The organism is Arsenicicoccus sp. UBA2120 (assembly GCF_002330965.1).
Classification (GTDB): domain Bacteria; phylum Actinomycetota; class Actinomycetes; order Actinomycetales; family Dermatophilaceae; genus Arsenicicoccus; species Arsenicicoccus bolidensis.
In genome coordinates this window covers 1-26,883 of the sequence record NZ_DCYC01000068.1, presented here as the reverse complement: position 1 = coordinate 26,883, position 26,883 = coordinate 1, and the positions used below count along the sequence as shown (strand labels likewise).

The window sequence follows — 26,883 nt, the reverse complement described above, 5'->3', positions numbered from 1 at the left end:
GTTGGTGTCCGAGGCCAGGCGTCCCGCCGCGTCGTAGGCGTACGTGATCGCCCGCCCCGCCGAATCAGTCAGCTTGGTGATCCGCTTGGCCGCGTCGTACGTGAACGTCGACGTGCGGCCCGCCGCGTCGACGACGCTCTGGATCTGTGTGGTCGACCCGTAGTAGAACTTCAGGCCGACCCCGTTGCGGTCGTTGTGCTGGATCAAGTACCCGCCCGCGGTGAACTTCAGCGTCTCTCCGGTGCCGTTGGTACGCACCGACCAGGACCCGTCCGCGTTCTTGATCAGCTTCGCGTTCACGCCCGTCGGCGCCGTCCACGTCGACCCCGACCCGGTGAACGTGGCCCGGAACCCCGACGGGCCCCGGAACACGACCGTGGAGGTCCCGACCTCCAGGCCCACGTCATGCCCACCCGACAGGGACCACTTGCCACCAAACGCGCCCGTGCGCGTGGCCAGGCCGTTGTAGAACCGGTCCCAGCTCGTCCCGATCCCCGGCCCGTTGAACTTCAAGTCCGTCGACCGGACCACCAGATTCCCGTTGGCCACGTTCACCGCGACCGACAGCCCCTCGCGGATCTTGAACTCCTCCATTCCCGTAGTGCCCCTGCACCCCCAGACCCGGCGCCGCGACAGCCTCGTCCGGGTCCACCGCCGCGACCCGCTCCGGCGCAGCCACGTGAGGAGCCGCACGTCCACCCGTGGCCTGCACCACACTCTCGAGACCATCACCGCTGCCCTCGTACGTCCACCGCGCCGACGGCGGCGGGACCATCCCCACTGCACCCCTGCGCACCTGACCCGGCGCGCTCCAGCGGCTCTTGGCGACCTTGTCCTTCACCCACCCCGGCGCCTCCGGGTGGGTCGGGGCCTTCTTGCCCTTGTCCCCCGGGTTCGGGCCCACTTTCGACCTCGAATGCCCCGGGGATGGCGGCTTCGGATCCGCCCCCACAGCCCCGGCGGTACCACCCAACGACGTCGCGACCAACGACACCGTCGCAGCAGTCACCAGCACCGACTTCCGAGTACGACCCGTCCACGATGACGAACCAGCCATAACGAGCTCCTCAGGCTTAGACACGCTCAGTGATCACGCAGAACCTGTGTGTCACTGCAACGTGCGCCTCGCACCAGGCCACGTCAACCAGGGTAAACGAAGAATCACCCACATGGACCTCACCCCCCCCCGTGGCGGTCACGACAGCTACCGCCGTCCGTGGACGGCCCCTTCACTGCCCCAGGCGGCGCAGCGCGTATCCGACGCCTTGAGCGGTCATCCCGACGGTTCGCCCCATCTCCGCTTTCGTCTGGCCCTGCTCCCACAGCTCCAGGATCTGCGCGTCTCGACCGGCTCTGGCGGCGGCCGCCTCGACGTGATGCTGCTCCATAGCCTTACGGCCAGCCTCCGACAGACACGCGTCGCACTACACGCGCGCCCGGCGCCCGACGGGCCGGCGCAGCGTCGCGGGTGAACGCAGAGATTCCTCGTCACGGGCGGCGCTAGCCGCCTGACGGTCTCGGGCCGCCTATAGCCGCCACCCTGGCGTACCAACCCTCTCCCGCGCGCTCACGGACATCGCTTCGCGCACGCCGGCCGACGTCAAACCGGCGCCGAGAGGCAGCCCGTGACGGAGCTTGTACTCCCGCGCGGTCAACTGGTGCGCGACCTGCACGTGGTAGCCGAGCGCAGCGCGCCGCAGACCGCACTCGAGGCACAGGGCGGCGTCGCCATCATCGTCCAGGAGACCGTATCGGCCGTGGCCAGACGGCGACCCGGGGGCCGGTTGATCATCCGTCAGGCCGCGACCGCGGCGCTTGCGCGAGTAGTGCAGCCGGCACAGGCCCGCCAGCGGCGTGCGTTCCCTCGCACCCGGGCACCGTGCACGAGGTGGCGTGCCGCCCATCGGTGATCTGCCGGGTCTGCTCGGCCGGGAGCTCCACATAGTGCCGCAACGCGTTCCGGACGACGACGCTCCCAGAGACGCCGTCACGGGTGCCGATGGCGGCGATCGCGGCCCACAAGTCATCCGGCACCACGACCGGGCGCTGCCTGCCGATGCGTTTGGCACCTGCGTGATCACCCATCAATCCGCACGTCGCGCACGGAGCGGATCTGCACGCCCGGCACCTCGTGCACCGCCCGCGCCACCACCATCCGCCACCAGCGGGCCGGCACGGGCCGCTCGAACTGCAGCGACTCGACCAGGTCGCTCCACTCGGGGTCGGCCTCGTCGTAGATGGCCAGCCCCGGGTCACGAGCGCCGCGCAGCTCGTCGACGACCCGGCCGACGGCACGGGCGGTGTAGTCCTCCAAGGTTTCGACCTCGGCAGCAACGCTGCCGGGCACGGGTGTGTCCCCGCCAATCCATCGCCACACTGTGCGGGGGCTACGGCGCAATAGTCGATGCCATCCACCTCCGACGCGAACCGGACGCATGCCTACTTGCCTGCTCGTTGTAGCGTCCAGACCCTGCTGGTCGTAGCGCAGGAGCACCCACCGATCGGTGGGTGCCCCTGCACCACAAACGACTACCGGCCGGACCGAGAGGGCGTCACGGACGACGACAGGGTGGTCTCACCCGGGCCGTCCCAGCCCACGAGCGCGGTCGGCGTGCCGACAGCCGGGCGCGTGACCGGCACCCGCACCGCGAGCGTCCCGCGACCGGGCACCTCGACGGTCCGGCGGCCGAGCACGCCAGAGGCGTCCATCAGCGAGACGTGGGCCACGCCGGCGCGCGCCGCACGCACGGTGACCACGGCCTCGCCATACGCCGGTCGCACCGACTCGATCCAGCCACCGGTGCGCAGGGTCGCCGACGGACCACCCGCGAGGGCGACGTTGTCGACGACGGCCTGGGCCACGGACTGCGGCGAGTCGAGCGAGGACAGCGCCTCGAGCGGGATCACCGGCTCCTTGGGCGTGGTCGAGCGACCGGCCGGCGGCACGTAGCCGTCGAGCCGGACCTGGCCCCAGCGGTAGGGGTCGCCCTGCACGCCGCCCCAGACGGACCAGCCGATGCGGGTCTGACCGGTCTTGTCCTGCGTGTCCGAGTCGTAGGGAAGGACGTTGAGCCCCAGGCGCGCCGGGTCGATCGCGGACGGCAGCTCGCTCATCGGGATGGCGACCTCCGCGGTGTAGCCGGTGTAGGGCTCGTTGACCTTGACGGACCACGTCATCCCGGGAGCCGTCGAGGCAGCCGGGCCCTGGTGGTTGTCGGCGTCGCGCAGACCGCACGCCGGCCCCTCCGCGGTGAACGGCAGGATAGCCGCCTTGAAGGTCGTCGACGTGTTCTCCGAGGTGCCGCGCGGGTCGATCGCGATCTCCAGGGAGTCGGTGCGCCAGTGGCGCTTGCAGTCGTTGGTCGCGAGCGCCGTGCCCTTGGTGTCGTCCACGACCTTGGCCGCGACGTAGAGCGTGTCGGCGTCCCAGCTCACCCAGGCCTGGCCGGAGCAGTCGGCGGCCGAGTCGCAGGCCGTGCCCTCCCACACGCGCGAGATGTCCAGGGCCGGTCCGCCGTACTCACCCGGCGTGACGACGCCGTCGAGGGTGGGCCTGGCCTTGGCCGCGACGGTCTGCGGGACGAGCTCGAGCGCCTGCGGGGTGCTGGCCGTGCCCGTCGAGCTGGTCGTCTCGAGGGTGTAGGCGTAGTCGCCTCCGGGCGCGCCCGTCTTGAGGGTCGCGTCGGTGTTGGTCACGGTGAAGGTGACCGTGGCGCTGGCCCCGGGTGCGAGCGGCCCGTAGGCCCGGCCGGCCGGGGCGACGGAGAAGCCTGCCGGGGGCTTGAGGGTCACCTGGCCGGACTGGGTGCTGCTGGAGGAGTTGGTGACCACGACCGGTATGTCGCGCCGCCCGCCGCTGGCCACGGTGAGCACAGGGGCGACGGTGCCGCTCAGCTGGGGCACCTGGGCCTCGCGGGTCCAGGCCTCGAACTGGTCGACCTGGGGCAGCCACTGCTGGTGGGCGGTGACGGCCGGGGCGACGAGGATCGAGCGGTCGACGTAGCCGCTGCCCTGGGCCGACGTGAGGCGCACCGCGAGGCGCGAGCGCGCGCCCGTGGCCGCACCGCTCGGCGCGGTCAGGGTGAAGCGCACCTGCACCGACCTACCGGCCGCCACGCGGGCCGGCACGGTGCCGGCCTGCACCGCCCACCCGGCCGGGAGGACCGGTTGCGCCCGCAGACCCGTGAGGGCCTGCTTGGCCGGAGCGGTCACCGTCAGCGTGCCGGTGACCCGGCCGCCGGGCTGGATGTCGGCCTGGTCGGTGGTGAGGATGGCGCCGGTGCCGAGCGGCAGGGCGCCGGCGGGACGGGTGAGCGCCCCGGCGATGGCGCCGTCGGCGGCCGTCGCGGCGGCGGACCCCGGCTCGGGGATCGGCACCCGCGACTCGATCTGCGTCATAGTGTCGCAGCCGATCTTGGTCGGGTCGGTCGGCACATCGGGGAAGCCGCCCCAGCCCTGGGTGACGTACTGCCGCTGGGCCTCACGCTCCACGGCGGCCCAGGTGCGGCCGTCGGGGGCACGCTCGCCGCCCCACACGCCGTAGACGTCACGCGTCGCGTCCCGCGGCACCAGCGTCGAGCCGCAGGTCGGGCCGGTGGACGAGGTGCCGGCGAAGGACCGGGTCAGCAGCCGCGAAGGCGCCCACGGCTTGAGCCCCTCCTTGGTGATCTGCTCGGGGAAGCGGCCGGGGTCGCCCGCGGCGCGGTAGGCCTCGACGGCGAGGCGCGCGGCCTCCTGGTGGTTGCCGTGGTTGCCCGGCGACGGTGCCGGGTCCATGGTCATCAGCACCTCGGGCCGGGTCTGGCGGATCACCCGGACGGTCCGGGCCAGGGTGTCGTCGTGCCCCCACACCTTGGCGGTGAGCGGCTCGGAGACGGTGTAGTAGAAGTCGACCTTGTCCAGGTTGTAGATGTTGGTGATGCCGGCCTTGCCGACGGCCTTGCGCTCCTCGGCCTCGCGCAGCAGCCCGAGCGCCGGGCCCTCCTCGGGTCCGGCGGCGTTGCCGCCACCCTCCCCGCGCGTGACGGTGACCACGCCGCTCTTCACGCCATACCGCTGGCGCCAGAGCCCGAGCGTGGACAGGGTGCCGGCCTCGTCGTCGGGGTGGGCCCCGACGTAGAGCAGGCCGAGGTCCACCGGGGTGCCGATGGACGTGTCCCGGACCTGCTGGCCGGGGCCGCGGGCGAAGGCCTGGAGGCTGCCGTTGCGAACGTCGGAGCGAGCGTCGGAGCGAGCGTCGGCGTGGTCGTCCGAGGGGGCGGCGACCGCGCTGCCGATGGCCGTGGTGCCGGCCGTGAGGGCTGCCGTGACGGCGGCCAGGGTGGTGAGTGCGGCGCGTCCTCGTCGACGTCCCGCGGGATGTGGTGCCATGCCGTGCTCCTTCTGGGGTTGGAGCCGGACTACTCGCGGACGGCGCCCTCGAGCATCCCGGCGATGAAGTGGCGTTGCAGGAAGAGGTAGGCGATGACCACCGGCAGCGCGACGAGCACGGCACCGGCGGCGAGCAGGGTGAAGCCCTGGGTGTACTGGCCCTGGAAGAACGCGAGGCCGAGCGGCGCGGTGCGCAGCCCGTCGTCGGTGACCATGACCAGCGGGATGAGGAACTCGTTCCACGTCCACATGAAGCTGAGGACGAGCAGGGTGGTGATGGCGGGTCGGGCCAGGGGCACGAGGACCTGCCACAGGATCCGCCAGGTCGAGGCGCCGTCGAGGCGCGCGGCCTCCACGATGGAGCGGCTCGAGGAGCGGAAGTAGGTGCGCAGCCAGAAGGTCCCGAAGGCCACCGACTGCGCGATCTGCGGCAGCACGATCGCCCAGATCGTGTCGGTCAGGCCCAGGCTGCGCAGGTCGAAGTAGAGCGGGACCACGATCGCCTCGGCGGGCATCATGATGCCGAGCAGGAAGACGTAGAAGAGCACCGTCGACCCGCGGAACCGCATGGCGCCCAGGGCATAGCCGGACATGATCGACAGCAGCGTGGCCACCACCACGACGATCAGCGAGACCAGCAGCGAGGTGCGCATGTATGTCGCGAAGTGCCCCACGTCCCAGGCGGTGACGAAGTTGGCGGGCCCGCCGGGAGCGCCCTCGTCATGGCCGAACGCCGCCACGACGATGGTCAGGATGGGATAGAGGGCGAACAGCGAGAACAGCCCGAGGATGACGTAGTTGGCGATCTGCTCGCCGCGGGAGATCCTCATGCGTCACCTCGCTCGACGAGACGGGTGATCAGGAACGAGATGACGAAGATGACGATCGTCAGGCTCACCCCGATCGCGCTGGCGAGACCGACCTGCCCGAGCTCGAAGGCCTGGTGGTAGACCTCGTAGGACGGGACGCTGGTCTGGTTGCCGGGGCCGCCCTTGGTGGTGACGTAGACGAGGTCGAAGGTCTTGAGGGCCGCGATGACCGTGAGCGTCAGCGCGACCGAGATCTCGCCGCGCACGGCGGGCAGGGTGATGGAGAAGAACTCGCGGACCGGGCCGGCGCCGTCGAGGCGGGCGGCCTCGTAGAGCTCCTTGTCGATCTGGCCCATCCCCGCGAGCATGAGCACGGTGACCAGGCCGGTCTCGAACCACGTGCCGACGAAGCCCACCGCGGGCAGCGCCAGGGCGTAGTCGCCGAGCCAGGCCCGGGTCAGGCCGTCCAGGCCGACCGCCTGCAGCAGCGAGTTGAGCGTCCCGTCGGGGGCGTAGATGCGCCGCCACGCCACGGCCACGACGACCATCGCGACGACCTGCGGCAGGAACACGACCGTGCGGAAGAACCCGAGGCCACGGACCTTGGCGCGGTTGAGGATCGCCGCGAGCAGCAGCCCGACGGCGAGCGGGACCACCGCGAAGAAGAGCATGAGCACCAGGGCGTGCGTGAACGCCGCGCGCAGCCCCTCGTCCTGGACGACCTTGACGTAGTTGTCGAGCCCGACCCACGTGCCGAGCGTCAGCCCGTCCCAGTCGTAGAAGGAGATCTGGATCGATCGCACCAAGGGGTAGAGCAGGAACGCGGCGTACACCAGCAACCCGGGGGCGACATACGCCCAGGCGATCGCCCGCGGCTCTCCCGGCGGTCCACCGGACCGTCGGGAGAGCCTGCGGGACGAGGAGCTCGAGGCCATCGATCAGCCCTTGGAGGTGAAGTCCGAGTAGTCCTTCTGGAGCTTCTCGAGGGTCTGGTCGGGGGTGGCCTTCTTGGCGAGCATGTCTTGGAGCGCGGCGCCGATGGTGTCGCTCATCGTGGGCGTCGCCCAGTCGAGGTAGGGCAGCAGGCCGTCGTTCTTGGTCGTCGTGTCGAAGGCCGTGAAGACCTGCTGGCCGAGGGCGTTGGGGGCCTTCTGGGCCGCCGTGTCCACGACCGGCAGGTTCTCGGTCTCGGCGATGACCTTCATCGCCTCGGGGGTGGTGATGTGGTTGATGAACGCCGATGCGGCGTCGGGGTTCTTGGCCTTGTTGGTGATCGCGAAGGGCTGGCCCGAGGCGCCGGTGGTGTAGGTCGTCCCGCCGGCCTGCGCGGGCGGCGGCAGCATGAACTCGACCTTGTCGCCCATGGCCTTGGAGATGTCGGCCTGCAGCCAGGTGCCGGCGATCAGGTAGGCGCCCTGCCCCTTGGTGAAGGCCTGCCAGGCCGGGTCGTAGCCCTGGCCGTTGAAGCCCTGGTTGAGGTAGCCCTTGTCGACCCAGTCGACCAGGGTCGACGCGGCCTTCTTGTTGCCGTCGGAGGTCCACGAGGCGCCGGCGTTGCCGAAGCCGAGCTTGCGGATCTCGTCGGCCTTGACGTTCTGCCCCTGCACGACGCCGAAGACGTGCACGGCCGGCCACTTGTCGAGGTTGCCCAGCATCAGCGGCACCTCGCCCTTGCCCTTGAGCGTTGCCAGCGAGGACTCGAAGCCCGCCCAGTCGGTGGGCTTCTGGACGCCGGCCTTGGCGAGCTTGTCCTTGTTGACGTAGACGCCGACGACCTCGCCGACCTGCGGCAGGCCGTAGAGGTTGCCGGAGCCGAAGGTCTTGGCGTCCGGCGAGTAGGAGACGACCGAGCGCAGCGACTGGCTGTAGCGCTTGTCCCAGCCGTAGGCCTTCATCCACGGGTCGAGCGGGATCAGCTGACCCGCCTTGACGAACTGGCCCATCTGCGAGCGCGTGTTGTTGGCCTGCACGATGTCGGGGGCGTCGTTGCCGGACAGGGCCAGGCGCAGCGTCTTGGACAGGTCGTCGAACGACCGGGAGACGCGCTTGATCTTGATGTTGGGGTACTTCGCCTGGAAGCTCGCGACGTTCTTGGTCATCTGGGCGTTGCCGCCGCCGCGGACCTCCTGGTCCCACACCGTGAGGGTGACGTCGCCGAGCTGGGCGGCGTCGGTCTTGACCGCGCGCTCGGTGCTCTGGGACGACGCCGTGCTCCCGCCGGAGCCGGACGAGCCCGGTGCGCAGGCCGCGAGGGCCGTCCCGGCGACCGCGACCACGGCCGCACATGCCTTGCGATTCATGCTGACTCCTTCGAGAGGGCCGCGGTCACACGTCGGACCGTCGGGCAATGGTGGCAGCCGCCCGACGGACCGCGCTCGGCGGGACGTCGGGGACCAGGTCGTCCAGGAACGAGTATCGACGCAGCACGGCCTTGTGCAGCGCCGTGGGCGACGGGGACTGGCGCTGGGCGTGCCACCAGTCCGCGATGTCGCCCCACCCGGGGGCGGCGAGGGAGCCGCCGAACTGCTGGACCGCGAGCGCGGAGCACAGGGCGGCGAAGGCGAGGCGGTCGTCGAGACGCCAGCCGGCGAGGGTGCCGAGGGACAGGGCCGCGCAGAAGACGTCCCCGGCGCCCGTCGGGTCGATGGACTCGACCCGCAGGGCGGGGACCGTGGCCTCCTCCCCGGTGGAGCCGTCGATGGCGAGCGCGCCGTGGGCGCCGTTGGTGACGACGGCCAGCGGCACCCGGTCGGCCAGGGCGTAGAGCGCGTCGTAGGGGGTGTCCGTGCGGGTGTAGGCCATCGCCTCGACGACGTTGGGCGTGAACGCGTGGCAGCGGTCGAGGGGGTCCAGGACCCTGGGGTCCCAGGCGCCGGTGCCGTCGAAGCCGACGTCGGCGAAGAGCAGCGACCCCTGCTCGCGGGCCTTGTCGATCCACAGCAGCTCGTCCGAGTCGTCGGCCGAGGGCAGGTCGAAGAGCACGGACCGGCTGCGGGGCGGGGTGCCGATGAGGTCGTTGGCCGACATGGGGGCGTCGTGGCCGTGGGTGATCATCCGCCGGTCGCCCTCGTGCGAGACCGAGACCGTCACCGGGGTGTGCCAGTGCTCGAACCGGCGGGACCGGCTGAGGTCGACCCCCTCCTGGTCCTGCAGCGTGCTCCACAGGAAGTCGCCGTAGGCGTCGTCGCCGAAGGCCGCCGACAGGCCCGTCCGCAGGCCGAGGCGGGCGCTCGCCACCGCCAGGTTGGCCGACCCGCCCGGGCACGAGCCCATCCCGTCGGCCCAGATCTCCTCGCCCCCGGCGGGGATGCGGCTGAGCCCGCTGAAGATGATGTCGAGGAAGACCATCCCGTGCAGCATGACGTCGATCACGGGTTCGCCCGGGTGGCGGACGTCCGCGAGCGGGTCGAAGGACGTGCCGGTGGGACCGGTCTGGCCAGTCACGTGTCTGCCTCGCTGTCTGCCTCGCGTCGCTGAAAGGACCAATCGGACGATGGGTCACATGATCGTCCGGGGTGGGCAGGGAATGCAAGCAAAAACGCGCACTCGTTGCACGATCGTGCTCGCTGTTGCGTGGTTGTGAGCGCTAGTCTGGGCGGGTGAAGCAGCTGCGCCAGGCCGCCCTGATGCGCCACCTGCGCGCCCACGGCCTGACCACAATCGACGACCTCGCGTCGCGGGCGGGCGCGAGCCACGCCACGGTCCGTCGCGACCTGGCCGAGCTCGAGCGTGCGGGGCGGCTCGTCCGCGTCCACGGCGGAGCCCAGCTACCCCCCGACGACCTGGCTCGCGACGAGCCCGTGCCCTTCGAGCGGGTGGCGACCCATGAGCTCCGGCCCAAGCACGCCATCGCCCGGCGCGCGGCGCGGCTGGTCTCTGACGGCGACGTCGTGCTCCTCGACATCGGGACGACCACGATGCTGCTGGCCCGCGAGCTGCGCGGCCGCCGCATCACCGTCATCACGAGCTCGCTCGCCGTCCTCGACGAGCTGCGGCACGACCGCACCGTCGAGCTCGTGCTCCTGGGCGGCACCGTGCGGCGGACCTATCACTCGCTGGTGGGCGTCCTGACCGAGGACGCGCTGCGCCAGGTCCGGGCCACCACGGCCTTCCTCGGCACGAGCGGCATCACGGCCGACGGCGACGTCCTCGACACCACCCTCGTCGAGGTCCCGGTCAAGCGGGCCATGATGCGTTGCGCCGACCGCGTCGTGCTGCTCGCCGACCACGGCAAGCTGCCCGGGCACGGCACCCTGCGCGTGTGCGGGGCGGACGGCATACACACCCTGGTGACGGACGACAAGGCCGACCCGCAGGTGCTCGCCACCCTCGCGGAGCTCGGCACGGAGGTGATCACGGCATGAGACTGACCATCCTGGGCGGTGGGGGATTTCGCGTCCCCCTGGTCTATGGCGCGCTGCTCGGCGACCGGCACGAGCGCCGCGTCGACGAGCTGGTGCTGCACGACGTCGACGCCGGCCGGCTCGGGGTGATCGAGCGGGTGCTGCGGCAGATGGCGGCGGGTCGTCCCGACGCGCCGACGGTCACCGCGACCACCTCGCTGGACGAGGCGCTGGAGGGCACGGACTTCGTGTTCTCCGCGATCCGCGTCGGCGGGCTCGAGGGACGCACCTGCGACGAACGGGTGGCGCTGGACCTCGGCGTGCTCGGGCAGGAGACCACCGGGCCGGGCGGGCTCGCCTACGGGCTGCGGACGCTCCCGGTGGCGCTCGACATCGCCTCCCGGGTGGCGCGGCTGGCGCCGGACGCGTGGTTCATCAACTTCACCAACCCCGCCGGCATGATCACGCAGGCCATGCAGACCGTCCTCGGCGACCGGGTGATGGGCATCTGCGACTCGCCGCTCGGGCTGGGGCGACGTGCTGCCCACGCGCTCGGGCTGCCCGGCGACGCAACGCGATTCGGCTACTCCGGGCTGAATCACTGTGGCTGGCTGCAGACCCTGGTGCACGACGGGCGAGATGTGCTGCCCTCCTTGCTCGCCCAGCCCGAGCTGCTGCTGTCGACCGAGGAGGGGCGACTCTTCGGCCCCGAGTGGCTGCAGGCGATCGGCGCCATCCCCAACGAGTACCTCTACTACTACTACTTCACCCGCGAGGCGGTCGCCGGGATCCGTGGGTCGGCCGAGACGCGCGGCGAGTACCTCCTGCGCTCGCAGGCGGACTTCTATCGCGCCGTGGGGGACTCGCCGGAGCAGGCGCACGAGCTGTGGGTGCGGACCCGGCGCGAGCGGGACGAGACCTACATGGCCGAGGCGCGGGAGGAGGGCGAGGAGCGCGACGCCACCGACGTGGCGGGCGGGGGCTACGAGGGCGTGGCGCTGGCGCTGATGGCCGCGATCGCCCGCAACGAGCGCGCGTCCATGCTGCTCAACGTGCGCAACGGCACCGCCCTGCCCGGGCTGCCGGCCGACGCGGTCGTCGAGGTGCCCTGCATCGTGGACTCGTCCGGGCCGCAGCCGCTCTCGGCCGTGCCCCTGACAGGGCACCCGCTGGGGCTCGTGCAGCAGGTCAAGGCGGTGGAGTCGCTGACGATCCGGGCGGCGCAGGAGGGCTCGGAGTCGTTGGCGCTGCAGGCCTTTGCGCTGCACCCGCTGGTCGACTCGGTCGTGACGGCGCGCCTGCTGCTCACGGGCTATCGCGAGCGGATCCCGGCGCTGGACGCCGTCTTCCGCTGACCTCCCCGACAGCCCCACGATCGTGAGTGTTTGGTCCAAAAACCTTGGAGGAAACACTCACGTTGTCGGGGGCTCGGGGGCTCTGGGCTGCAGCGGCTTTGGGGGCTCTGGGGCTGATCAGGTCGTGGACCGTATGACGAGCCGCGGGGGCACGACGACTGACGCCTCACCGGCCGACCGCCCCTCGGCGCGGGACAGCGCCAGCCGCAGCGCCTCCTCGGCCAGGCGTGCCGGCTCCTGCGACACCGTCGTGACGTCGATGCTCGACAGCGCCCCCAGCCGCGTGTCGTCGTAGCCCGCCACCGCCAGCCCCTCCGGCACCGCCACCCCGGCCGACCGCAGCGTCAGCAGCAGCCCGGTCGCGATCATGTCGTTGTGGGCGAGCACCGCCGACGGGGGTGCGTGGCGTGCCAGCAGCGTGGTCGCCGCTCGCACACCGGCGTCCTCGCTGGGATCCCCTGGCAGCACGTCGATCTCGCGCTCGAGCCCGTGCGCGCGCATCGCCCGGCGATAGCCCTCGCGCCGCGTCGCACCCATCGCGGCATCCCCGCCGTCGACGAAGCTGATCGTGCGGTGACCCCGCTCGAGCAGGTGACCCACGAGCAGCGCCATACCGGCGTCGTCGTCCGCCCGCACCGTGTCGACCCCCGGCGCCGTCAGGTCGGAGCCGACCAGGACGGTCGGCTGCTGGGACCCGAGCTCGGCCAGGGTGGCCGCGTCGACGTCGGGGCTGACCAGGAGCACCGCGTCGCACCGCTCGTGGCGGAGGCTGTCGACCGCGGCGGCGACGTCACGACCGGGCGTCGTCGCGCTGAGGACGAGGTCGAGGCCCTGGCCGGCTGCGGCGTCATACAGGCTCTCGACCAGGGCCGCGTGAAAGGTCTGGTGCAGCCCGAAGGTCACCCCGACCACCCGGCTGCGCCGCTCGCGCAGCCCACGGGCGCGCCGATCCGGCTGGTAGCCAAGGCGATCCGCCGCGGCCAGGACCAGGCTGCGGGTCGCGTCGGACACGCCCGGCTCCCCGCGCAGGGCCACGGAGACGGAGGAGACGGAGATCCCCGTCTCGCGGGCGACGTCGACGATGGTCACGCGTCCGGCTGCCACGAGCCCTCCTCATCATGTCCTGACAATCTGTTGACAGGCCTGTGGTGGGGGCCTAGCATTGACTCTACCGGAACGTTCCGGTTCGGTGAATCGACCGGCCGCAGATGCAGAGAGGCATCACCATGACCGACCGCACGAAGCCCCTGTCCGTCGCCGTCATCGGCGCAGGGATGGCCGGGCGCAGCCACGCCAACGGCTGGCGCATGGCCACCACGATGTTCGACCTCGAAGGGTTGCCGCCGGTGCGGCTCGCCGCCATCGCCGACGCCAACCTCCCGCTCGCCGAGGACTGCGCGCGGCGCTACGGCTACGACAAGGCCGTGGGCAGCTGGCAGGAGATCGTCGACGACCCCGACATCGACATCGTCTCGATCGTCGTCGGCAACGACCTGCACCGCCCGATCGCCGAGGCCCTGGTGCGCGCCGGCAAGCACGTGTTCTGCGAGAAGCCGCTGGCCGGCACGCTCGAGGACGGGCGCGCCATGGCCGAGCTCGAGCAGGGCGCCGCGCGCGAGGCGGGCGTCGTGACCGGCGTCGGCTTCACCTATCGCCGCAACCCCGCCATGGCCCGCGTCGCCCAGCACGTCGCGGACGGCGACCTGGGGCCGCTGTCGCTGGTCGAGGGTCGCTACGACTGCGACTACGCGTGCGACCCGAGCGGTCCCCTGACCTGGCGCTTCACCGGTCCGCTGGGCAGCGGGGCCCTCGCGGACGTCGGCGCCCACCTGATCGACCTGGCCGAATTCGTCTGCGGGCCCATCGAGTCCGTCGCCGGCGGCACCCTGTCGACCCTCGTCGCCGAGCGCCCCAAGCCCCTCGGCTTCGTCGTCGGCCACGGCGCCGCGCCGGTCTCGAACGAGACGGGCGCGGTCACCAACGAGGACACCGCGACGTTCACGGCGCGCTTCGCGAACGGCGTGGCCGCGACGCTCGCCTGCTCGCGCACGGCGTTCGGGATGCCCAACGGCCTGCGGCTCGAGGTCTACGGCCTGCAGGGGCGCGCGGCGGTCGACTGGCACCGCCCCGCCGAGTACACCTACGACGACGAGCAGCCCGACGCCACCACCCGCGGCGAGCGCCGCATCATCGCCGGCCCCCACCTGCCGTACTTCAACGGTGGCTACCCGATGCAGGCCGCCGGCAACGGGGGCGGCAACGCCGAGATGTTCGCCTACGAGTGCCGCGCCTTCCTCGACCAGGTGGCGGGCCTGGACCACGGCACGCCGCCCAACGCGTCGTTCACCGATGCCTATCGCACGATGCTCGTCGTCGACGCCGTCGTGCGGTCCCACCAGTCCGGCGGCGCCTCCGTCGCCGTCGCCGCCCACGGAAGCGAGCTCTGACCATGAAGTTCGGCGCCTACACCGCCTGCCTGGCCGACCAGTCCCTCCCCGAGATGCTCGACACGCTGCGCGGTCTCGGACTGACGTCGGTCGAGGTCAACTCCGGCGGCTTCATCCCCGCCCCGCACCTCCACGTCGACGGGCTGCTCGCCTCGGCCTCGGCCCGCGAGGACTACCTCGGGGTGTATGCCGACAAGGGCATGGAGCTCACCGCCCTCAACTGCAACGGGAACCCGTTGTCCCCCAACGCGTCCGACGGGCCCAAGCACGCGTCGGACGTGCGCCGGTCGATCGAGCTGGCCGCGGCGCTGGGCGTCAAGCACGTGATCACGATGTCCGGCCTGCCCGGCGCCGAGCCCGGCGCGACGCTCCCCACCTGGGTCGTCAACGCCTGGCACGGCCAGGACCAGCAGATCCTCGCCCACCAGTGGCCGATCGCCGTGGAGTTCTGGAAGGAGATCGACCAGCTCGCCCGCGACCACGACGTGCGCGTCGCCCTCGAGCTGCACCCGCGCAACCTGGTCTTCAACACCACGACCTACCAGCGGCTGCTGGAGGAGACCGGCGCCACGAACATCGGTGTGGAGATGGACACCTCGCACCTGATGTGGCAGCAGATGGACGTCCCCACGGTGATCCGCACGCTCGGCGACCGCATCTTCTTCGCCGCCGCCAAGGACATCGCGCTGTTCGACGGCGTCAAGACCAAGGGCGTGCTCGACGTCGACTTCGGCGTCGTCCCGCCCGAGGCGGAGGGCAAGGTGCCCGTCGGCTACCACCACTGGTGCGCCTCCTGGCCGCAGGACCCCGCGTGGCGGTTCGTGGCGGTCGGCGTCGGTCACGACGTGGACTACTGGGTCGAGGTGCTGCGCGCGCTCAAGGAGGTCGACGAGGACATGGTGATCAACATCGAGCACGAGGACGCCGCCATGTCGACGATGGACGGCCTGCGTATGGCGGCCTCCACCCTCCTCGAGGCCGCCGCCCGCGCCTGAGCTCGCCCCACCCGCCCACCAGGATCGTGAGTGTTTTCTCCAACATTCTTGGACCAAACACTCACGATCTTGGGGGTGGGGTGCCCGCCGCGGCGTGCGGCGCCGGCGAGGGGACGCGTATGTCGCGCTGCCCAGCGTGTCGCGTGACTTTGCGACCCCTCGACGACGGGCAGGGCGCGGCGACCGCCGTCAGAGCAGGGCGAGCTGCACCGCGCTGACGGCCACGAACGCGGTCACGATCCGCGCGAACCACACCTGGTCGATGCGCGCCACGACCCGGCGCCCGGCCCAGGCGCCCAGCAGCACCACGGGCGCGAGCAGCGGCAGCAGGACGAGGCCCCGCCCGGTCACCAGCCCCAGCCCCACCATGAACGGCAGCTTGACGAGGTTGACCGCGAGGAAGAACCACGCGGTGGTGCCGAGGAACGTCCACTTCTCGTAGTTCTCGCGCAGGAGATAGAGATTCATGGCGGGCCCGCCGGCGTTGGCCACCATCGTCGTGAAGCCGGCGAGGGCGCCATACGCGCGACCGGCAGCACGAGAACCCTTGCCCGACACGGGTCGTCGCGTCGTCCACAGCTGAATTCCCAGCAGCACCAGCAGGATCACCCCGATCGTGCGCCGCAGGACCAGGTCGTCCACGAGCGCCAGGAAGGCGACGCCGAGCCCCACACCGAGCAGCACCGGCAGGACGAGACGCAGCAGCAGCGCCCGATCGACCGTGTGCCGGTAGGCCCGCGTGGCCACCAGGTCGCCGACCAGCAGGAGCAGCAGGAGCGTCCCGGTCGACTCCTTGGCCGGCAGCGCGAGGGCGAACAGCCCGACCGCCACCATCGCGGCGCCGCCGATCGCCGTCTTGGAGAAGCCGACGACGAGGGCACCGGCCGCCAGCAGCGACCACGCGAGGAGGCTGAGCTCCGGCATACGACCTCCTGCTCCGGTCAGAGGTGGTGGCGCTGGGCCTTCTTCTCCTCGGCGTACTCGGCGTAGGCCTGCTGCGTGGACTCCAGCTCGGACACCTCCGAGACCGGCACGTCCCACCAGGCGTGCCCGGGCGGGTTGGGGCCGTAGAGGTTGGTCTCGATGTAGAGCACGACCGGCCCGTCCGCCGCCGCGGCCGTGGCGTAGCTCGCACGGAACTCCTCGATCCCGTTGCAGCGCAGCACGTCCGCGCCCCAGGAGGCGGCGTTGGCGGCGAGGTCGAAGGGCACCTTCTCGCCGTCGAGGCGCCCGGACTCGCGGTTGCGCATGCGGTACTTCGTGCCGAAGCGCTGCGACCCGCGCGACTCCGAGAGCGCCCCGATCGACGCGAAGCCGTGGTTCTGCAGGAGCACGACGATGACCTTGAGCCCCTCCGAGACGATGGTCGCGAGCTCCATCGGCATCATCTGGTAGGTCCCGTCGCCGACGATCGCCACGACCTGCCGGTCCTCGTGGCCGTCGCTGTCGAGGGCGAGCCGCACGCCCATCGCCGCCGGGATCTCGTAGCCCATGCAGGAGTAGGCGTACTCCAGGTGGTACTGCTCGGGGGTCTTCGCGCGCCACAGGGCCTGCAGGTCGCCGGGCATCGAGCCGGCCGCGTTGATCACGACGTCGCGCTCGCCCATGAGCTCGTTGAGCGCGCCGAACACCTCGGTCTGCGCCGGGAGCGGCTGGTTGTCGCGGTGGTAGCACTCGTCGATGACCTGGTCCCACTCGGCCCACAGGTCGGCGGCGTGCTGCTGGTATGCCGGATCGGTGGTCCAGCCCTCGAGGGCTCCCTGGAGCGCGGTCAGCGTCTCGCGCGCGTCCGCGACCACCATCGTCGCGCTGTGCTTGGCGGCGTCGAAGGCCATGACGTTGACGTTGACGAATCGCACGTCGTCCGCGGCGAACACGGTGTGCGACGCCGTCGTGAAGTCGCTGTAGCGCGTCCCCACCCCGATCACCAGGTCGGCCTCGCGGGCGAGGGTGTTGGCGGCACTGTTTCCCGTGGAACCAACGCCGCCGACGGACAGCGGGTGGTCCCAGTTGATGGCGCCCTTGCCGGCCTGCGTGTCGGCGACGGGGATGCCGGTCGCGGTGGCGAAGGCCCGCAGCACCTCGCTCGCCCCGCTGTAGATCGCGCCGCCGCCGGCCACCAGCAGCGGACGCTTCGACGCCTTGATGGCCTCGACCGCGCGCTGCAGGGCGGCGGGCTCGGGCACGGGACGCGCGACGTGCCACACGCGCTTCGCGAAGAGCTCGACCGGCCAGTCGAAGGCCTCGGCCTGGATGTCCTGCGGCAGGCAGATCGTCACCGCGCCCGTCTCGGCGGGGTCGGTGAGCACCCGCATGGCGGCGAGCAGGCTCGGGATGAGCTGCTCGGGCCGGTTGATGCGATCCCAGAAGCGGCTGACCGGCTTGAACGCGTCGTTGACCGACACGTCCAGGCTGCGCGGGTCCTCGAGCTGCTGCAGCACCGGGTCCGGATAGCGGGTCGCGAACTGGTCGGACGGCAGCAGCAGCACGGGCAGCCGGTTGGTCGTGGCCAGGGCCGCGCCGGTGACCATGTTGGTCGCGCCGGGGCCGATGGAGGTCGTGACCGCGAGCGTCTGCAGCCGGTCCTTGGTCTTGGCGTATGCCGTGGCCGCGTGGACGGCACCCTGCTCGTTGCGGGCCAGGTAGTACGGCAGGTGCTGGGACGCCTGCGCGGACTCGGAGCCCGCGCGCTCGCTCTCGGCGGACGCGGCCACGTCGTCCTGCAGCAGCGCCTGGCCCACCCCCGCCACGTTGCCGTGGCCGAAGATGCCGAAGCAGCCGGCGATCAACCGCTGCTCCTGGCCGTCACGCTCGGACCACTGGTTGGCCAGGAAGCGCACCACCGCCTGGGCGACGGTCAGCCGCACGGTGGGTGCTCCGGCATACGGGTAGGTCGAGGTCATCGTCGTCCTCCTCGGTCTGGTCGCGTCAGGGTGCCGGGACGAGGATGTCACGCACGACCTGGTCGAGCTCCTCGTCGGCGGCGAGGAACTGGCGCAGCGTCTTGCGGGTGGCGCCGAAGGTGTCGAACTCGTCGGGCGTCATGCCGTCGACGTCGTAGGCCCGGCGGAACTCCGGGATCTTGGCGTAGAGCTCGTCGACGATCGCCTGGTCGACGGGGGCGCTCATGCGCTCGGGCAGCTCCTCGCCACCGTCGACGATCTGCTTCTGCCACTTGAAGGGCGGGGAGATCACGACGTCCCCACCGACGAACTCCGACAGCTGCTTGGTGTTGCGGAAGGCCGCGGACAGCAGGCGGGCTCGCAGGCCGCGGTCCTGGAAGATCCCGTAGGCCTTCTTGAACGCCGCGACGCCCGCCCACTCGAGGTGCTCGGGGTCGATGTCGATGCCGTCGGCCTCGACGCACTCCTTGAGCCAGTCGTCGAGGCGGCCGCACATGATCGTGACGACGGGACCCATGCCCTCGATGCTCCTGCCCTCCGCCTCGCGGCGCTTCAGCCCGCGCTCGATGGCCTCCCCGGCGGCGACGGCCTGCGGCACCGTGAAGGACACCGTCACGTTGATGTTGACCCCGCGGTAGGTCGCCTCCTCGATCGCCTCGATGCCGCGACGCGTGGCGGGGATCTTGACGATGATGTTGTCGGCCAGCCCGTTGAAGTACTCCGCCTGGTCGGCGAGCTTGGCGGCGCTGCGGGCGAGGCGCGGGTCGGTCTGCATCGAGAGGCGGCCGTTGCGGCCGGCATACTTCGCGAACGCCGGCTCCAGGAGCCTCGCGGCGTCGATCGACAGCTCCTCGACGACCTTCCACCCGATCTCGGACTCGGTGGCCTCGGGCATCTCGGTGTCGAGCTCCTTGATGCGGGCGCTCCAGCGGGGCAGGTCCGCCTTGATGCAGGTGACGGCGATGACGGGGTTGCACGTGGCACCGACCGCGCCGTACTCGATCGACTGCTTGAGCTCGACGGGATCGGCGGAGTCGTTCCACAGCACGGTGGTCGGGTTGGCCTCCACCATCGAGTTCAGGTTGGTGCTCATCAGATGCCTCCAGTGCACGTCGGCGTGCGGGTGGGTCGCGGTCGGTCGCGGGTACTGCCATTCAAACCGCGTCGTGACCCCATGTCAACCTATTGTCCTTACATTTACACCATCGCGTCTGGGCGAGGATCGGACCCGGCGCCGCGGCGAGATCGGATACTGTGCACGGGTGCCCACGCCGCTGCCCGTCACGCTGGACCGGGCGGCCTCGACCCCGCTCTACGACCAGCTCGCGGCCCAGCTGCGCGCGGCGATCGACGACGGCGTCCTGCAGCCCGGCGACTCCTTCGAGAACGAGCTGTCCCTCGCCGCCCGCCTCCAGGTCTCTCGGCCGACCGTCCGCAAGGCCATCGCCCAGCTCGTCGCCGACGGCCTGCTCGTGCGCCACCGCGGCATCGGCACCCGCGTCGCCTCCCCGGTCGTGCACCAGCGCGACGACCTCACCCCCTTGTATGACGAGCTGGACCGCACGGGCCGCCGCCCCCAGACGCAGGTGGTCCGCCTCGTGCCCGCCCGCCGCAACAAGGTCGCCGCCACGGCGCTGGGGCTCGAGCCACGCGTGCCGCTCGTCTATCTCGAGCGGGTGCGCTGGTCCGACGGCCGCCCCCTCGTGGTGCTGCGGTCGTGGCTGCCGCCGCAGTTCGCGACGCTGACGGCGGCCGAGCTGAGCGAGCACGGGCTCTACGAGCTGCTGGGCCGCCGGGGCGTGGTCGCGGACGTGGCTCGCCAGCGCCTCGGGGCCCGCATGGCCACCCTCACCGAACGACGCCAGCTGCAGCTCACGCGCGCCGACGCCGTGCTGACGGTGCTGTGGCAGTCCTACGCCGCCGACGGCACCCCGATCGAGTACGGCGACCACGCGTACCGGGGCGACCAGTACGTCGTGGACAACACCCTGCGCAACCCCTGACGACGCAACCCCTGACGACGCGGGCACGCGGCGCCCGTCGATCATGCACGGGTCGATCGTGCGAGCGGGGACGGCGAGAGGCCCGGCGCCATGACCCCGATCGGGGATGGCGCCGGGCCTCTCGGCATACGGCTGGTGGATCAGCCTGGGTTGGTCACATCAGCCTGGCGAACGAAGGCCGGTCGATGCCTCTACCCCCGGTAAAGGCATCAACCTGACGAACGAAGGCCGGTCGATGCCTCTACCCCCGGTAGGTCACTTGGCGGCGACGACGTCCAGCTTGACGTTGGCCGTGACGTCCGCGTGCAGACGCACGGTCGCCTCGTAGGCGCCGAGGGTGCGGATCGCGCCCTTGACCTCGAGCTTGCGACGGTCGACCTTGGGGCCACCGGCGGAGACGATCGCCTCGACGATCTGCGCGGTGTGGACCGAGCCGTAGAGACGGCCGGCCTCGCCGGACTTGACCGGCACCTTGTAGGCCTTGACCTCGAGACGCTGCTTGGCGTCCTTGGCCTCCTCGATCGTCTTGTGCTCGCGCGCCGCGCGGGCCTTCTGGATCGCCTCGACCTGCTTCTCGCCGCCCTTGGTCCACTGGGTCGCGAGACCGCGGGGCATCAGGTAGTTGCGGGCGTAGCCGTCCTTGACCTCGACGATGTCGCCGGGGGTGCCGAGGCCGGTGACCTCGTTGGTGAGGATGAGCTTCATGTCAGTTCGTCCTTTCCCGGGCTCAGCGAGCGGAGCTCGAGTAGGGAAGCAGCGCGACCTCGCGGGCGTTCTTGACGGCCCGCGCGATGAGGCGCTGCTCCTGGACGGAGACACCGGTCACCCGGCGAGCGCGGATCTTGCCGCGGTCGGAGATGAACTTGCGCAGCAGCGCGGTGTCCTTGTAGTCGATCGTCTCGATCTTGGCGGCCTTGAGCGGGTTCGCCTTCTTCTTGGGCTTGCGCACAACGGGCTTGGCCATTGTGGGACTCCTTGGGTTTGCGATGCGTGGTGCCGCTGGCCTGGGGCAGCGGCTCAGAGTGTGTTGTCGGTATGACGGGCGCGGGGCGCCGTCACCGACGGACGTGCTCGATCCGAGCGTGGTGCGAGGTGTCCGGGCCGATCAGAACGGGGGCTCGTCGTAGGACGGCGCTCCGCCGCCCCAGCCACCCTGACCGCCGGCCGCGGGCTGACCGCCGGAGGGCTGGCCCGAGGGAGCGGCGTTGCCGCCGCCACCGGAGCCACCGCCGGTCGACCAGGGGTCGTCGCCGGAGCCGGCGTTGCCGCCACCCCAGCCACCACCGGAACCGGCCGCGCCACCGGCGCCACCAGACCCGCCCTGACCGCCGCCGAAGCCGCCACCCTGACCGCCGCCACCGCGCTGGGTGCGCGTGACCTTGGCCGTGGCGTAGCGCAGCGACGGGCCGACCTCGTCGACCTGCATCTCCATGACGGAGCGCTTCTGGCCGGACTCCTTGTCCTCCCACGAGCGGGAGACCAGGCGACCGGTCACGACGACGCGCATGCCGCGCTGGAGGGACTCGGCGACGTTCTCGGCTGCCTCACGCCACACGGAGCAGCGCATGAACAGCGTCTCGCCGTCCTTCCACTCGTTGGACTGGCGGTCGAACGTGCGCGGCGTGGACGCCACGGTGAAGTTGGCGACAGCCGCACCGGACGGCGTGAACCGCAGCTCCGGGTCCTGGGTGAGGTTGCCGATGATCGTCAGCGTGGTCTCTCCGGCCATGGATCTCTCCTCGTCGAGCGGGTGGTGGATCGAGCTGTGCGAGAACGACTCAGGCGCCGGGGCGCAGGAGCTTGGTCCGCAGGATGGACTCGTTCAGACCGAGCTGGCGGTCCAGCTCCTTGGCCGTGGCGGGCTCGGCCGTGAAGTTCACGACGGCGTAGTAGGCCTCGGCGTTCTTGTTGATCTCGTAGGCCAGGCGGCGCTTGCCCCACAGGTCGACGTTGTCGACGGTGCCCTTGTCCTTGGTGATGACGGTGAGGAACTTGTCCAGCGACGGCTGGATGGTGCGCTCCTCGAGAGCGGGGTCCAGGATGATCATCAGTTCGTACTGACGCATGCGTTAACCCACCTCCTCTGGTCTCGGCGGTCACGGAGTCTCCGTGACAGGAGGGTGTGCATGACGAACGTCCGGGCGCCCGCGACAGGCGTCGCAAGCACACAGACGAGCCGTCCCAGCCTACACGACCTTGAGGAGGACCTGGTCGGGGGCGTTGCCGGCGACCCCGGCCACGGGGTCGCGCTCAGGACGACCGGGGGCCTCGCGGTCCGGCGGCTCGTCGCGGGCCCGCCGGGTGACGACCCACGCCAGCCAGAGCCAGGCGGCGATGCGGGCCACGACCAGCACCGCGAACCAGCCTGCGGGTAGGCCCCGGTCGGGGTTGGTGCGGGCCGCGATGTGCAGCCACACCCCCACGAAGTAGGTCACCTCGACGGCGGCCCAGACGAGGTGGTCGCGCCACCGCACGCCGATCAGCGCCAGCAGCGGGCAGATCCAGAGGGCGGCCTGCAGGGGCAGGCTCTTGCCCGTGACGGCGACGAGCACGACCAGCAGGAGCGCCACCTCGGGGACGGTGGGCCGCCGGGCCGTGCCCAGGGCGAAGAACGCGGCGACCACGACGGCGACCACCCAGCCGAGCACGGCGAGCACGGACGCCAGACCGGACGGGACCGCGACGCCGAGCGACGTGATGACGTGGGTGAGGGAGCCGTAGCCCGGCGCGGCCGACGCCCACCCGGTGTAGACGTCCAGCGCCTGGGGGCCGGACAGCGCGACCACCGTGCCCACCACCGCGACGAGGGTCAGCAGGGCCACGCCCGCGGTGAGACCCCAGTCGACGACGCGTCCGGCGCGCAGGCACACCAGACCGAGCGCCACCACGAGCAGGACGGCCGTGGAGCGGCAGCTGATCGCCAGACCCAGCAGGATGCCGGCCTGCACGGCGTGCCGTCGCCCCCACGCCACGAGACCGGCCACGCCCAGCGTCACCGCGAGCAGGTCGAAGCTGACCAGCCCGGCCGTCACCACGACCGGCGACAGGGCGAGGTGCGCCACCGCCCAGCGCGTGCGGGGCTGGATGCGGACGAGCAGCCCCACGAGCAGGACGAGCAGGATCGTGAGCAGCCCCGCCCACGCCGCGAAGTACACCTGCGCGGCGGCCAGCGTGCGCCCCTGCTCGGGGCCGCCGGGGACGAGCAGCGACAGCGCCCACATCACGACCCCGGTGCCGGCCGGCTGACCCACGCCGGACCCGTGGCCGTAGGCGAAGCCGCCGTCCGCCAGGCCGCTGCTCTGGTAGACGACGGGGATGTCGGAGTAGCAGGCGTGCCAGAACTGGTCCGCCGCGCGCCAGCCCCGCGAGAGGCAGTGGCCCCGCACGAGGACGGACAGGGCCATCAGCACGGTCGCCGTGCAGGACAGCACGGCGACGGCGGGACGCAGACCACGGCGACCGATGGCGGCATATCGCCCGACCGGACCACCCAGCCACTCGCTGGCGGCCCGGGCCACCGGGTCCTCGCGGGTGGGCGCGACGGTGCGGGTGGGGTCGCTCAGCTGCATGCGCCCATCATGCCCGGTCCGCGTCCGGTCAGCCGGTGCCCGCGGCGGTGGTCGCGCCGACCGCCTGGCTGGGGGAGGGCGGAGCCGGCGCCGTGGGCTGCTGACGTGCCGTCCGGGTCGGCACGGCCGACTGGGTGAGCTCGCTCGGCCCCGTCGGCGTGCCCTGCGTCGGGGCGTCCGACGGCTCGGGGGCCGACGAGGTGGCGGTCGCGCTGGGTCGGCTGGTCTCGCTGGTTCCCGGCGTCCGGGTCGAGTCCGAGGAGCCGTCGGGGCTCGAGGTGGACGTCGAGCGCGGGCGGGTGCCGATGTTCTTGCGGCTGTCGTCGTTGACGCCGACCCGCTCGGGGAAGTCCTTCTCCTCGACGCCGTCCATGACGGTGCGCATGAACTGCGTCCAGATCGGCACGCAGTACTTGTAGCCACCGACGTTGCGGCCCAGCGGGACGTTGGTCCTGCCGTCCTCGGACGGCTTGTAGATCGCGCACCCGGCGGCCAGCTGCGGCACGTAGCCGATGAACCAGACCTCCTTGTGGTCCTCGGCGGTGCCCGTCTTGCCGGCGGCCGGACGACGCACCCGCTGGGCGTATGTCGCGGTGCCCTCGGTGATCGGGTGGGTCAGCGCCTCGGTGACGTCGACCGCGACGTCCCGGTCGATGGCCTGCGTGGTGCTCGTCGACGCGGTGTAGTCGACCTCCCCGTCGGTGCTCTTGACCGAGGCGATGATGTGGGGCGTCGCGCGCTTGCCCTCGGCCGCGATCGTCGCGTAGCCGTTGGTGTTGTCGAGCACGCTCGGCGTGGCGGTGCCCAGGGTGTTGGTGAGGTTCTCCTCGACGTTGACCTTGGTGTTGTCGGGGATCCCGGCGTCGACGGCGGCCTTCTTGGTCGCGGCGGGCGTGATGGCGTTGTTGAGGCGCACGAATGCCGTGTTGACGGAGTCGGCCGCGGCCTGGCGCAGGTCGATCCAGCCGTACTGCTGGTTGAACTCGTTCTCGATCTCGTCGGAGGTGCCCGGCACCTGGTAGGGCGAGGAGCCGCTGACGCGGGACCGCGTGGAGTAGCCGTTCTGCAGGGCACCCACCAGCGTGTAGGCCTTGAACGTCGAGCCGGCCGACAGGTGCGCGTCCACCGCGTTGTTGTAGGGACGCTTGGCGAAGTCGGTGCCGCCATACAAGGCCTTGATGGCCCCCGTGCCGGGCTCGACCGCGGACATGCCGGTCTGCGCACCCTCGATGTCCTCGGCGGCGCCCCGGTCGGCGATCGCCTCGATCATCGCCTCCTGGTACTTCTGGTCGACCGTCGTGACGATGCGCAGGCCGCCCTTGGCGATGTCGTCCTCGTCCAGCTTGGCCCGGGAGACGAGCTCCTTCTTGGCCAGGTCGACGAGGTAGCCGTTGGTGCCGCCGGTGATCTCGATCGGCTTGGCCTTGGCCACGGTCGGATAGACGGCCTGGGACCGCTGCTGCGTGGTGAGCCAGCCCAGCTCGACCATCGCGTCGAGGATCCACGAGACGCGCTCCTTGCTGCGCGTCAGGTTGGCCGCCGAGCGGGAGGGGTCGTAGATGGAGGGCCCGCGGATGACCGAGGCGAGCAGGGCACCCTCGGCCGGGGTCAGCTGCGAGACGTCCTTGCCGAAGTAGGCCTTGGACGCCGTCTGGATGCCGCTCGCGCTGCGCCCGAAGTAGATCGTGTTGAGGTAGTCCTCGAGGATCTGGTCCTTGCTGCGCTGCTGGTCCAGCTTGACGGAGATGATGATCTCCTTGAGCTTGCGCTGGATGGTCTGGTCGCTGGTCAGGAAGGTGTTCTTGACGTACTGCTGCGTGATGGTCGACCCGCCCTGGGTCGCACCGCCCTCCAGCGAGACCTTGATCGCGCGGGCGATGCCGCTCGGGCTTACGCCGTTGTTGGAGTAGAAGGAACGGTCCTCGGCGGCGAGGAAGGCCTTCTGCACGTGGTCGGGGACCGTGGACAGCGGGACGTTCTCGCGGTTGGTGCCGCCGGTCAGCCGACCCATCTCGGTCTTGCCGTCGGCGAAGTAGACGGTCGAGATCTGCGCCTGGGACGCCGGGTTGGGCTCGGGGATGTCGATCGTCGCGTAGAGGTAGGCGACGCCCGCGGCGCCGAGCGCCAGCAGGGCGACGACCGCGAGGCCGAACCAGGTGAGGAAGCGAGCCCATCCGCTGCGGCGGCGACGGGGCTTGCGCGCCTTGCTCGGCGGGTTGCCCCCGGGGCCGACGCCGGCTCCGGCGCCCTGGGTCGTGGCTGGGCTCACGCGATCTCCTTGAGGGTCCGAGGTGGTCGATCCCACCTCCGGTCTGCCCTCCAGTATGACGAACCATCCTGGTCCCGGCCTGGAGCATCGCCGGGACCGGGCGTGCGGTGATGGGTCCGTGCGGACGCGCGGGTCGGGGTGACAACCTGCTGACCGACATGACAAAGTGAGTCTTTGTCATGTCGGTGACGGGCGGACGGCATACGAGCTGCTCCGGCCACGTGCCCCCGGCACCCAGCCATCCCCACGAGGAGCTCCCATGCCCGAAGTGCGCGTCGCCATCGTCGGCGTCGGCAACTGCGCGACGTCCCTGATCCAGGGCGTCCACTACTACGAGGACGCCAGCCCCGAGGACACCGTCCCGGGTCTGATGCACGTCATGCTCGGCGACTACCACGTGCGCGACGTGGCGTTCGTGGCGGCGTTCGACGTCGACGACAAGAAGGTCGGCAAGGACCTGTCGGAGGCGATCAACGCCTCGGAGAACAACACGATCAAGATCTGCGACGTCCCGACGCTGGGCGTCGAGGTGCAGCGCGGGCACACGCTCGACGGGCTCGGCAAGTACTACCGCCAGACCATCGACGAGTCGACGGCCGAGCCCGTGGACGTCGTCCAGGCGCTCAAGGACGCGCGCGTCGACGTCCTCGTGTCCTACCTGCCCGTGGGGTCGGAGGACGCCGACAAGTTCTACGCCCAGTGCGCGATCGACGCCGGCGTGGCCTTCGTCAACGCGCTGCCGGTGTTCATCGCCAGCGACCCGGAGTGGGCGGCGAAGTTCGAGGCGGCCGGGGTCCCGATCATCGGCGACGACATCAAG

At 71.2% G+C, this 26,883-nt stretch carries 24 protein-coding genes and 1 pseudogene; 6 read left to right on the top strand and 19 right to left on the bottom strand.

Going from position 1 to position 26,883, the window contains the following annotated elements:
• From B2P18_RS09965 to B2P18_RS09930, 9 genes are all read right to left on the bottom strand, one after another.
• Positions 1-594 (bottom strand): RHS repeat domain-containing protein (locus B2P18_RS09965; RefSeq protein ID WP_286958618.1); only part of this gene is annotated, 594 nt, incomplete at its 3' end.
• Between the two features lie 635 nt (positions 595-1,229).
• A complete protein-coding gene (locus tag B2P18_RS09960; protein WP_156911397.1) occupies positions 1,230-1,388 on the bottom strand; it encodes a hypothetical protein in 159 nt (52 codons plus the stop codon).
• A gap of 138 nt (positions 1,389-1,526) precedes the next feature.
• Entirely contained in the window at positions 1,527-1,904 is a 378-nt protein-coding gene (locus tag B2P18_RS18900; protein WP_169516846.1) for a MucR family transcriptional regulator, read from the bottom strand.
• A gap of 173 nt (positions 1,905-2,077) precedes the next feature.
• Positions 2,078-2,314 carry a hypothetical protein gene (locus B2P18_RS09955; RefSeq protein WP_286958616.1) on the bottom strand — a complete coding sequence of 79 codons (237 nt, stop codon included), beginning with the start codon at positions 2,312-2,314 and terminating at the stop codon, positions 2,078-2,080.
• A 215-nt stretch (positions 2,315-2,529) separates the two neighbouring features.
• On the bottom strand, positions 2,530-5,370 hold the full coding sequence (locus B2P18_RS09950; RefSeq protein ID WP_286958613.1) for a sugar-binding protein: 2,841 nt from the start codon (positions 5,368-5,370) through the stop codon (positions 2,530-2,532).
• A gap of 29 nt (positions 5,371-5,399) precedes the next feature.
• On the bottom strand, positions 5,400-6,200 hold the full coding sequence (locus B2P18_RS09945) for a carbohydrate ABC transporter permease (protein ID WP_029212031.1): 801 nt from the start codon (positions 6,198-6,200) through the stop codon (positions 5,400-5,402).
• A complete protein-coding gene (locus B2P18_RS09940) occupies positions 6,197-7,114 on the bottom strand; it encodes a carbohydrate ABC transporter permease (protein ID WP_019286868.1) in 918 nt (305 codons plus the stop codon). Before B2P18_RS09940 ends, B2P18_RS09945 begins: the two co-directional genes overlap by 4 nt.
• A 3-nt stretch (positions 7,115-7,117) precedes the next feature.
• Entirely contained in the window at positions 7,118-8,479 is a 1,362-nt protein-coding gene (locus B2P18_RS09935; RefSeq protein ID WP_286958611.1) for an extracellular solute-binding protein, read from the bottom strand.
• Positions 8,480-8,504: 25 nt separating this feature from the next.
• A complete protein-coding gene (locus B2P18_RS09930) occupies positions 8,505-9,623 on the bottom strand; it encodes a carbohydrate kinase family protein (RefSeq protein WP_376783724.1) in 1,119 nt (372 codons plus the stop codon).
• Between the two features lie 155 nt (positions 9,624-9,778).
• Between B2P18_RS09930 and B2P18_RS09925 the strand changes: the two genes are divergently transcribed.
• Positions 9,779-10,543: a DeoR/GlpR family DNA-binding transcription regulator gene (locus tag B2P18_RS09925; protein WP_286958609.1), complete on the top strand. Its 765-nt coding sequence runs from the start codon at positions 9,779-9,781 to the stop codon at positions 10,541-10,543.
• Positions 10,540-11,877 carry a 6-phospho-beta-glucosidase gene (locus tag B2P18_RS09920; protein WP_029212036.1) on the top strand — a complete coding sequence of 446 codons (1,338 nt, stop codon included), beginning with the start codon at positions 10,540-10,542 and terminating at the stop codon, positions 11,875-11,877. The genes B2P18_RS09925 and B2P18_RS09920 overlap by 4 nt, the downstream gene beginning before the upstream one ends.
• Positions 11,878-11,994: 117 nt before the next feature.
• Here B2P18_RS09920 and B2P18_RS09915 read toward each other — a convergent pair whose 3' ends face one another.
• The gene (locus B2P18_RS09915) at positions 11,995-12,981 is read right to left on the bottom strand and encodes a LacI family DNA-binding transcriptional regulator (protein WP_286958606.1); all 987 of its coding nucleotides are present in this window, start codon (positions 12,979-12,981) and stop codon (positions 11,995-11,997) included.
• A 122-nt stretch (positions 12,982-13,103) separates the two neighbouring features.
• On the opposite strand from B2P18_RS09915, the gene B2P18_RS09910 reads away from it, so the two are divergent.
• Together B2P18_RS09910 and B2P18_RS09905 are read left to right on the top strand one after the other, a co-directional pair.
• The gene (locus B2P18_RS09910; protein WP_286958604.1) at positions 13,104-14,324 is read left to right on the top strand and encodes a Gfo/Idh/MocA family protein; all 1,221 of its coding nucleotides are present in this window, start codon (positions 13,104-13,106) and stop codon (positions 14,322-14,324) included.
• Positions 14,325-14,326: 2 nt separating this feature from the next.
• Positions 14,327-15,319, top strand: coding sequence for a sugar phosphate isomerase/epimerase family protein (locus tag B2P18_RS09905; protein ID WP_286958602.1), 993 nt, complete (start codon positions 14,327-14,329; stop codon positions 15,317-15,319).
• 189 nt (positions 15,320-15,508) lie between these two features.
• Here the strand turns inward: B2P18_RS09905 and B2P18_RS09900 are convergent, their stop codons facing one another.
• Genes B2P18_RS09900 through B2P18_RS09890 form a run of 3 tightly spaced genes read right to left on the bottom strand, consistent with a single transcriptional unit; the run spans position 15,509 to position 19,315 of the window.
• Positions 15,509-16,243 (bottom strand): sulfite exporter TauE/SafE family protein, encoded by a 735-nt coding sequence (locus tag B2P18_RS09900; protein WP_029212040.1) that lies wholly within the window; start codon positions 16,241-16,243, stop codon positions 15,509-15,511.
• Positions 16,244-16,260: 17 nt separating this feature from the next.
• Positions 16,261-18,222, bottom strand: a complete 1,962-nt coding sequence (iolD, locus tag B2P18_RS09895; protein ID WP_286958600.1) for a 3D-(3,5/4)-trihydroxycyclohexane-1,2-dione acylhydrolase (decyclizing) — start codon at positions 18,220-18,222, stop codon at positions 16,261-16,263.
• Between the two features lie 25 nt (positions 18,223-18,247).
• A complete protein-coding gene (locus tag B2P18_RS09890) occupies positions 18,248-19,315 on the bottom strand; it encodes a transaldolase family protein (RefSeq protein ID WP_286958598.1) in 1,068 nt (355 codons plus the stop codon).
• A 169-nt stretch (positions 19,316-19,484) separates the two neighbouring features.
• On the opposite strand from B2P18_RS09890, the gene B2P18_RS09885 reads away from it, so the two are divergent.
• Complete coding sequence (locus tag B2P18_RS09885) at positions 19,485-20,225, top strand: GntR family transcriptional regulator (protein WP_029212042.1); 741 nt, start codon at positions 19,485-19,487, stop codon at positions 20,223-20,225.
• A 255-nt stretch (positions 20,226-20,480) separates the two neighbouring features.
• Here the strand turns inward: B2P18_RS09885 and rplI are convergent, their stop codons facing one another.
• The 6 genes from rplI to B2P18_RS09855 all read right to left on the bottom strand — a co-directional run bounded on the left by rplI (position 20,481) and on the right by B2P18_RS09855 (position 26,063).
• Positions 20,481-20,930: a 50S ribosomal protein L9 gene (rplI, locus tag B2P18_RS09880; protein ID WP_029212167.1), complete on the bottom strand. Its 450-nt coding sequence runs from the start codon at positions 20,928-20,930 to the stop codon at positions 20,481-20,483.
• 22 nt (positions 20,931-20,952) lie between these two features.
• Positions 20,953-21,189 carry a 30S ribosomal protein S18 gene (gene rpsR, locus B2P18_RS09875; RefSeq protein ID WP_019286881.1) on the bottom strand — a complete coding sequence of 79 codons (237 nt, stop codon included), beginning with the start codon at positions 21,187-21,189 and terminating at the stop codon, positions 20,953-20,955.
• A gap of 141 nt (positions 21,190-21,330) precedes the next feature.
• Entirely contained in the window at positions 21,331-21,954 is a 624-nt protein-coding gene (locus tag B2P18_RS09870; RefSeq protein ID WP_239264339.1) for a single-stranded DNA-binding protein, read from the bottom strand.
• Between the two features lie 49 nt (positions 21,955-22,003).
• The gene (gene rpsF / locus B2P18_RS09865; RefSeq protein ID WP_019286883.1) at positions 22,004-22,291 is read right to left on the bottom strand and encodes a 30S ribosomal protein S6; all 288 of its coding nucleotides are present in this window, start codon (positions 22,289-22,291) and stop codon (positions 22,004-22,006) included.
• 120 nt (positions 22,292-22,411) lie between these two features.
• Positions 22,412-23,794 carry a glycosyltransferase family 87 protein gene (locus B2P18_RS09860; protein ID WP_286958594.1) on the bottom strand — a complete coding sequence of 461 codons (1,383 nt, stop codon included), beginning with the start codon at positions 23,792-23,794 and terminating at the stop codon, positions 22,412-22,414.
• A 28-nt stretch (positions 23,795-23,822) separates the two neighbouring features.
• On the bottom strand, positions 23,823-26,063 hold the full coding sequence (locus B2P18_RS09855; RefSeq protein WP_286958592.1) for a transglycosylase domain-containing protein: 2,241 nt from the start codon (positions 26,061-26,063) through the stop codon (positions 23,823-23,825).
• Positions 26,064-26,322: 259 nt separating this feature from the next.
• Between B2P18_RS09855 and B2P18_RS09850 the strand changes: the two are divergent.
• Positions 26,323-26,883 (top strand): annotated as a pseudogene (locus B2P18_RS09850) (inositol-3-phosphate synthase); the annotation flags it as partial.

Bases quoted from the DNA above. Each gene is read 5' to 3' on its own strand.
- B2P18_RS09870 (WP_239264339.1), bottom strand. From the start codon at position 21,954: ATGGCCGGAGAGACCACGCTGACGATCATCGGCAACCTCACCCAGGAC.
- B2P18_RS09920 (WP_029212036.1), top strand. From the start codon at position 10,540: ATGAGACTGACCATCCTGGGCGGTGGGGGATTTCGCGTCCCCCTGGTC.
- B2P18_RS09860 (WP_286958594.1), bottom strand. From the start codon at position 23,794: ATGCAGCTGAGCGACCCCACCCGCACCGTCGCGCCCACCCGCGAGGAC.
- rpsR (WP_019286881.1), bottom strand. From the start codon at position 21,189: ATGGCCAAGCCCGTTGTGCGCAAGCCCAAGAAGAAGGCGAACCCGCTC.
- iolD (WP_286958600.1), bottom strand. From the start codon at position 18,222: ATGACCTCGACCTACCCGTATGCCGGAGCACCCACCGTGCGGCTGACC.
- rplI (WP_029212167.1), bottom strand. From the start codon at position 20,930: ATGAAGCTCATCCTCACCAACGAGGTCACCGGCCTCGGCACCCCCGGC.
- B2P18_RS09945 (WP_029212031.1), bottom strand. From the start codon at position 6,200: ATGAGGATCTCCCGCGGCGAGCAGATCGCCAACTACGTCATCCTCGGG.
- B2P18_RS18900 (WP_169516846.1), bottom strand. From the start codon at position 1,904: ATGGGCGGCACGCCACCTCGTGCACGGTGCCCGGGTGCGAGGGAACGC.
- rpsF (WP_019286883.1), bottom strand. From the start codon at position 22,291: ATGCGTCAGTACGAACTGATGATCATCCTGGACCCCGCTCTCGAGGAG.
- B2P18_RS09960 (WP_156911397.1), bottom strand. From the start codon at position 1,388: ATGGAGCAGCATCACGTCGAGGCGGCCGCCGCCAGAGCCGGTCGAGAC.
- B2P18_RS09905 (WP_286958602.1), top strand. From the start codon at position 14,327: ATGAAGTTCGGCGCCTACACCGCCTGCCTGGCCGACCAGTCCCTCCCC.
- B2P18_RS09935 (WP_286958611.1), bottom strand. From the start codon at position 8,479: ATGAATCGCAAGGCATGTGCGGCCGTGGTCGCGGTCGCCGGGACGGCC.
- B2P18_RS09910 (WP_286958604.1), top strand. From the start codon at position 13,104: ATGACCGACCGCACGAAGCCCCTGTCCGTCGCCGTCATCGGCGCAGGG.
- B2P18_RS09940 (WP_019286868.1), bottom strand. From the start codon at position 7,114: ATGGCCTCGAGCTCCTCGTCCCGCAGGCTCTCCCGACGGTCCGGTGGA.
- B2P18_RS09890 (WP_286958598.1), bottom strand. From the start codon at position 19,315: ATGAGCACCAACCTGAACTCGATGGTGGAGGCCAACCCGACCACCGTG.
- B2P18_RS09900 (WP_029212040.1), bottom strand. From the start codon at position 16,243: ATGCCGGAGCTCAGCCTCCTCGCGTGGTCGCTGCTGGCGGCCGGTGCC.
- B2P18_RS09950 (WP_286958613.1), bottom strand. From the start codon at position 5,370: ATGGCACCACATCCCGCGGGACGTCGACGAGGACGCGCCGCACTCACC.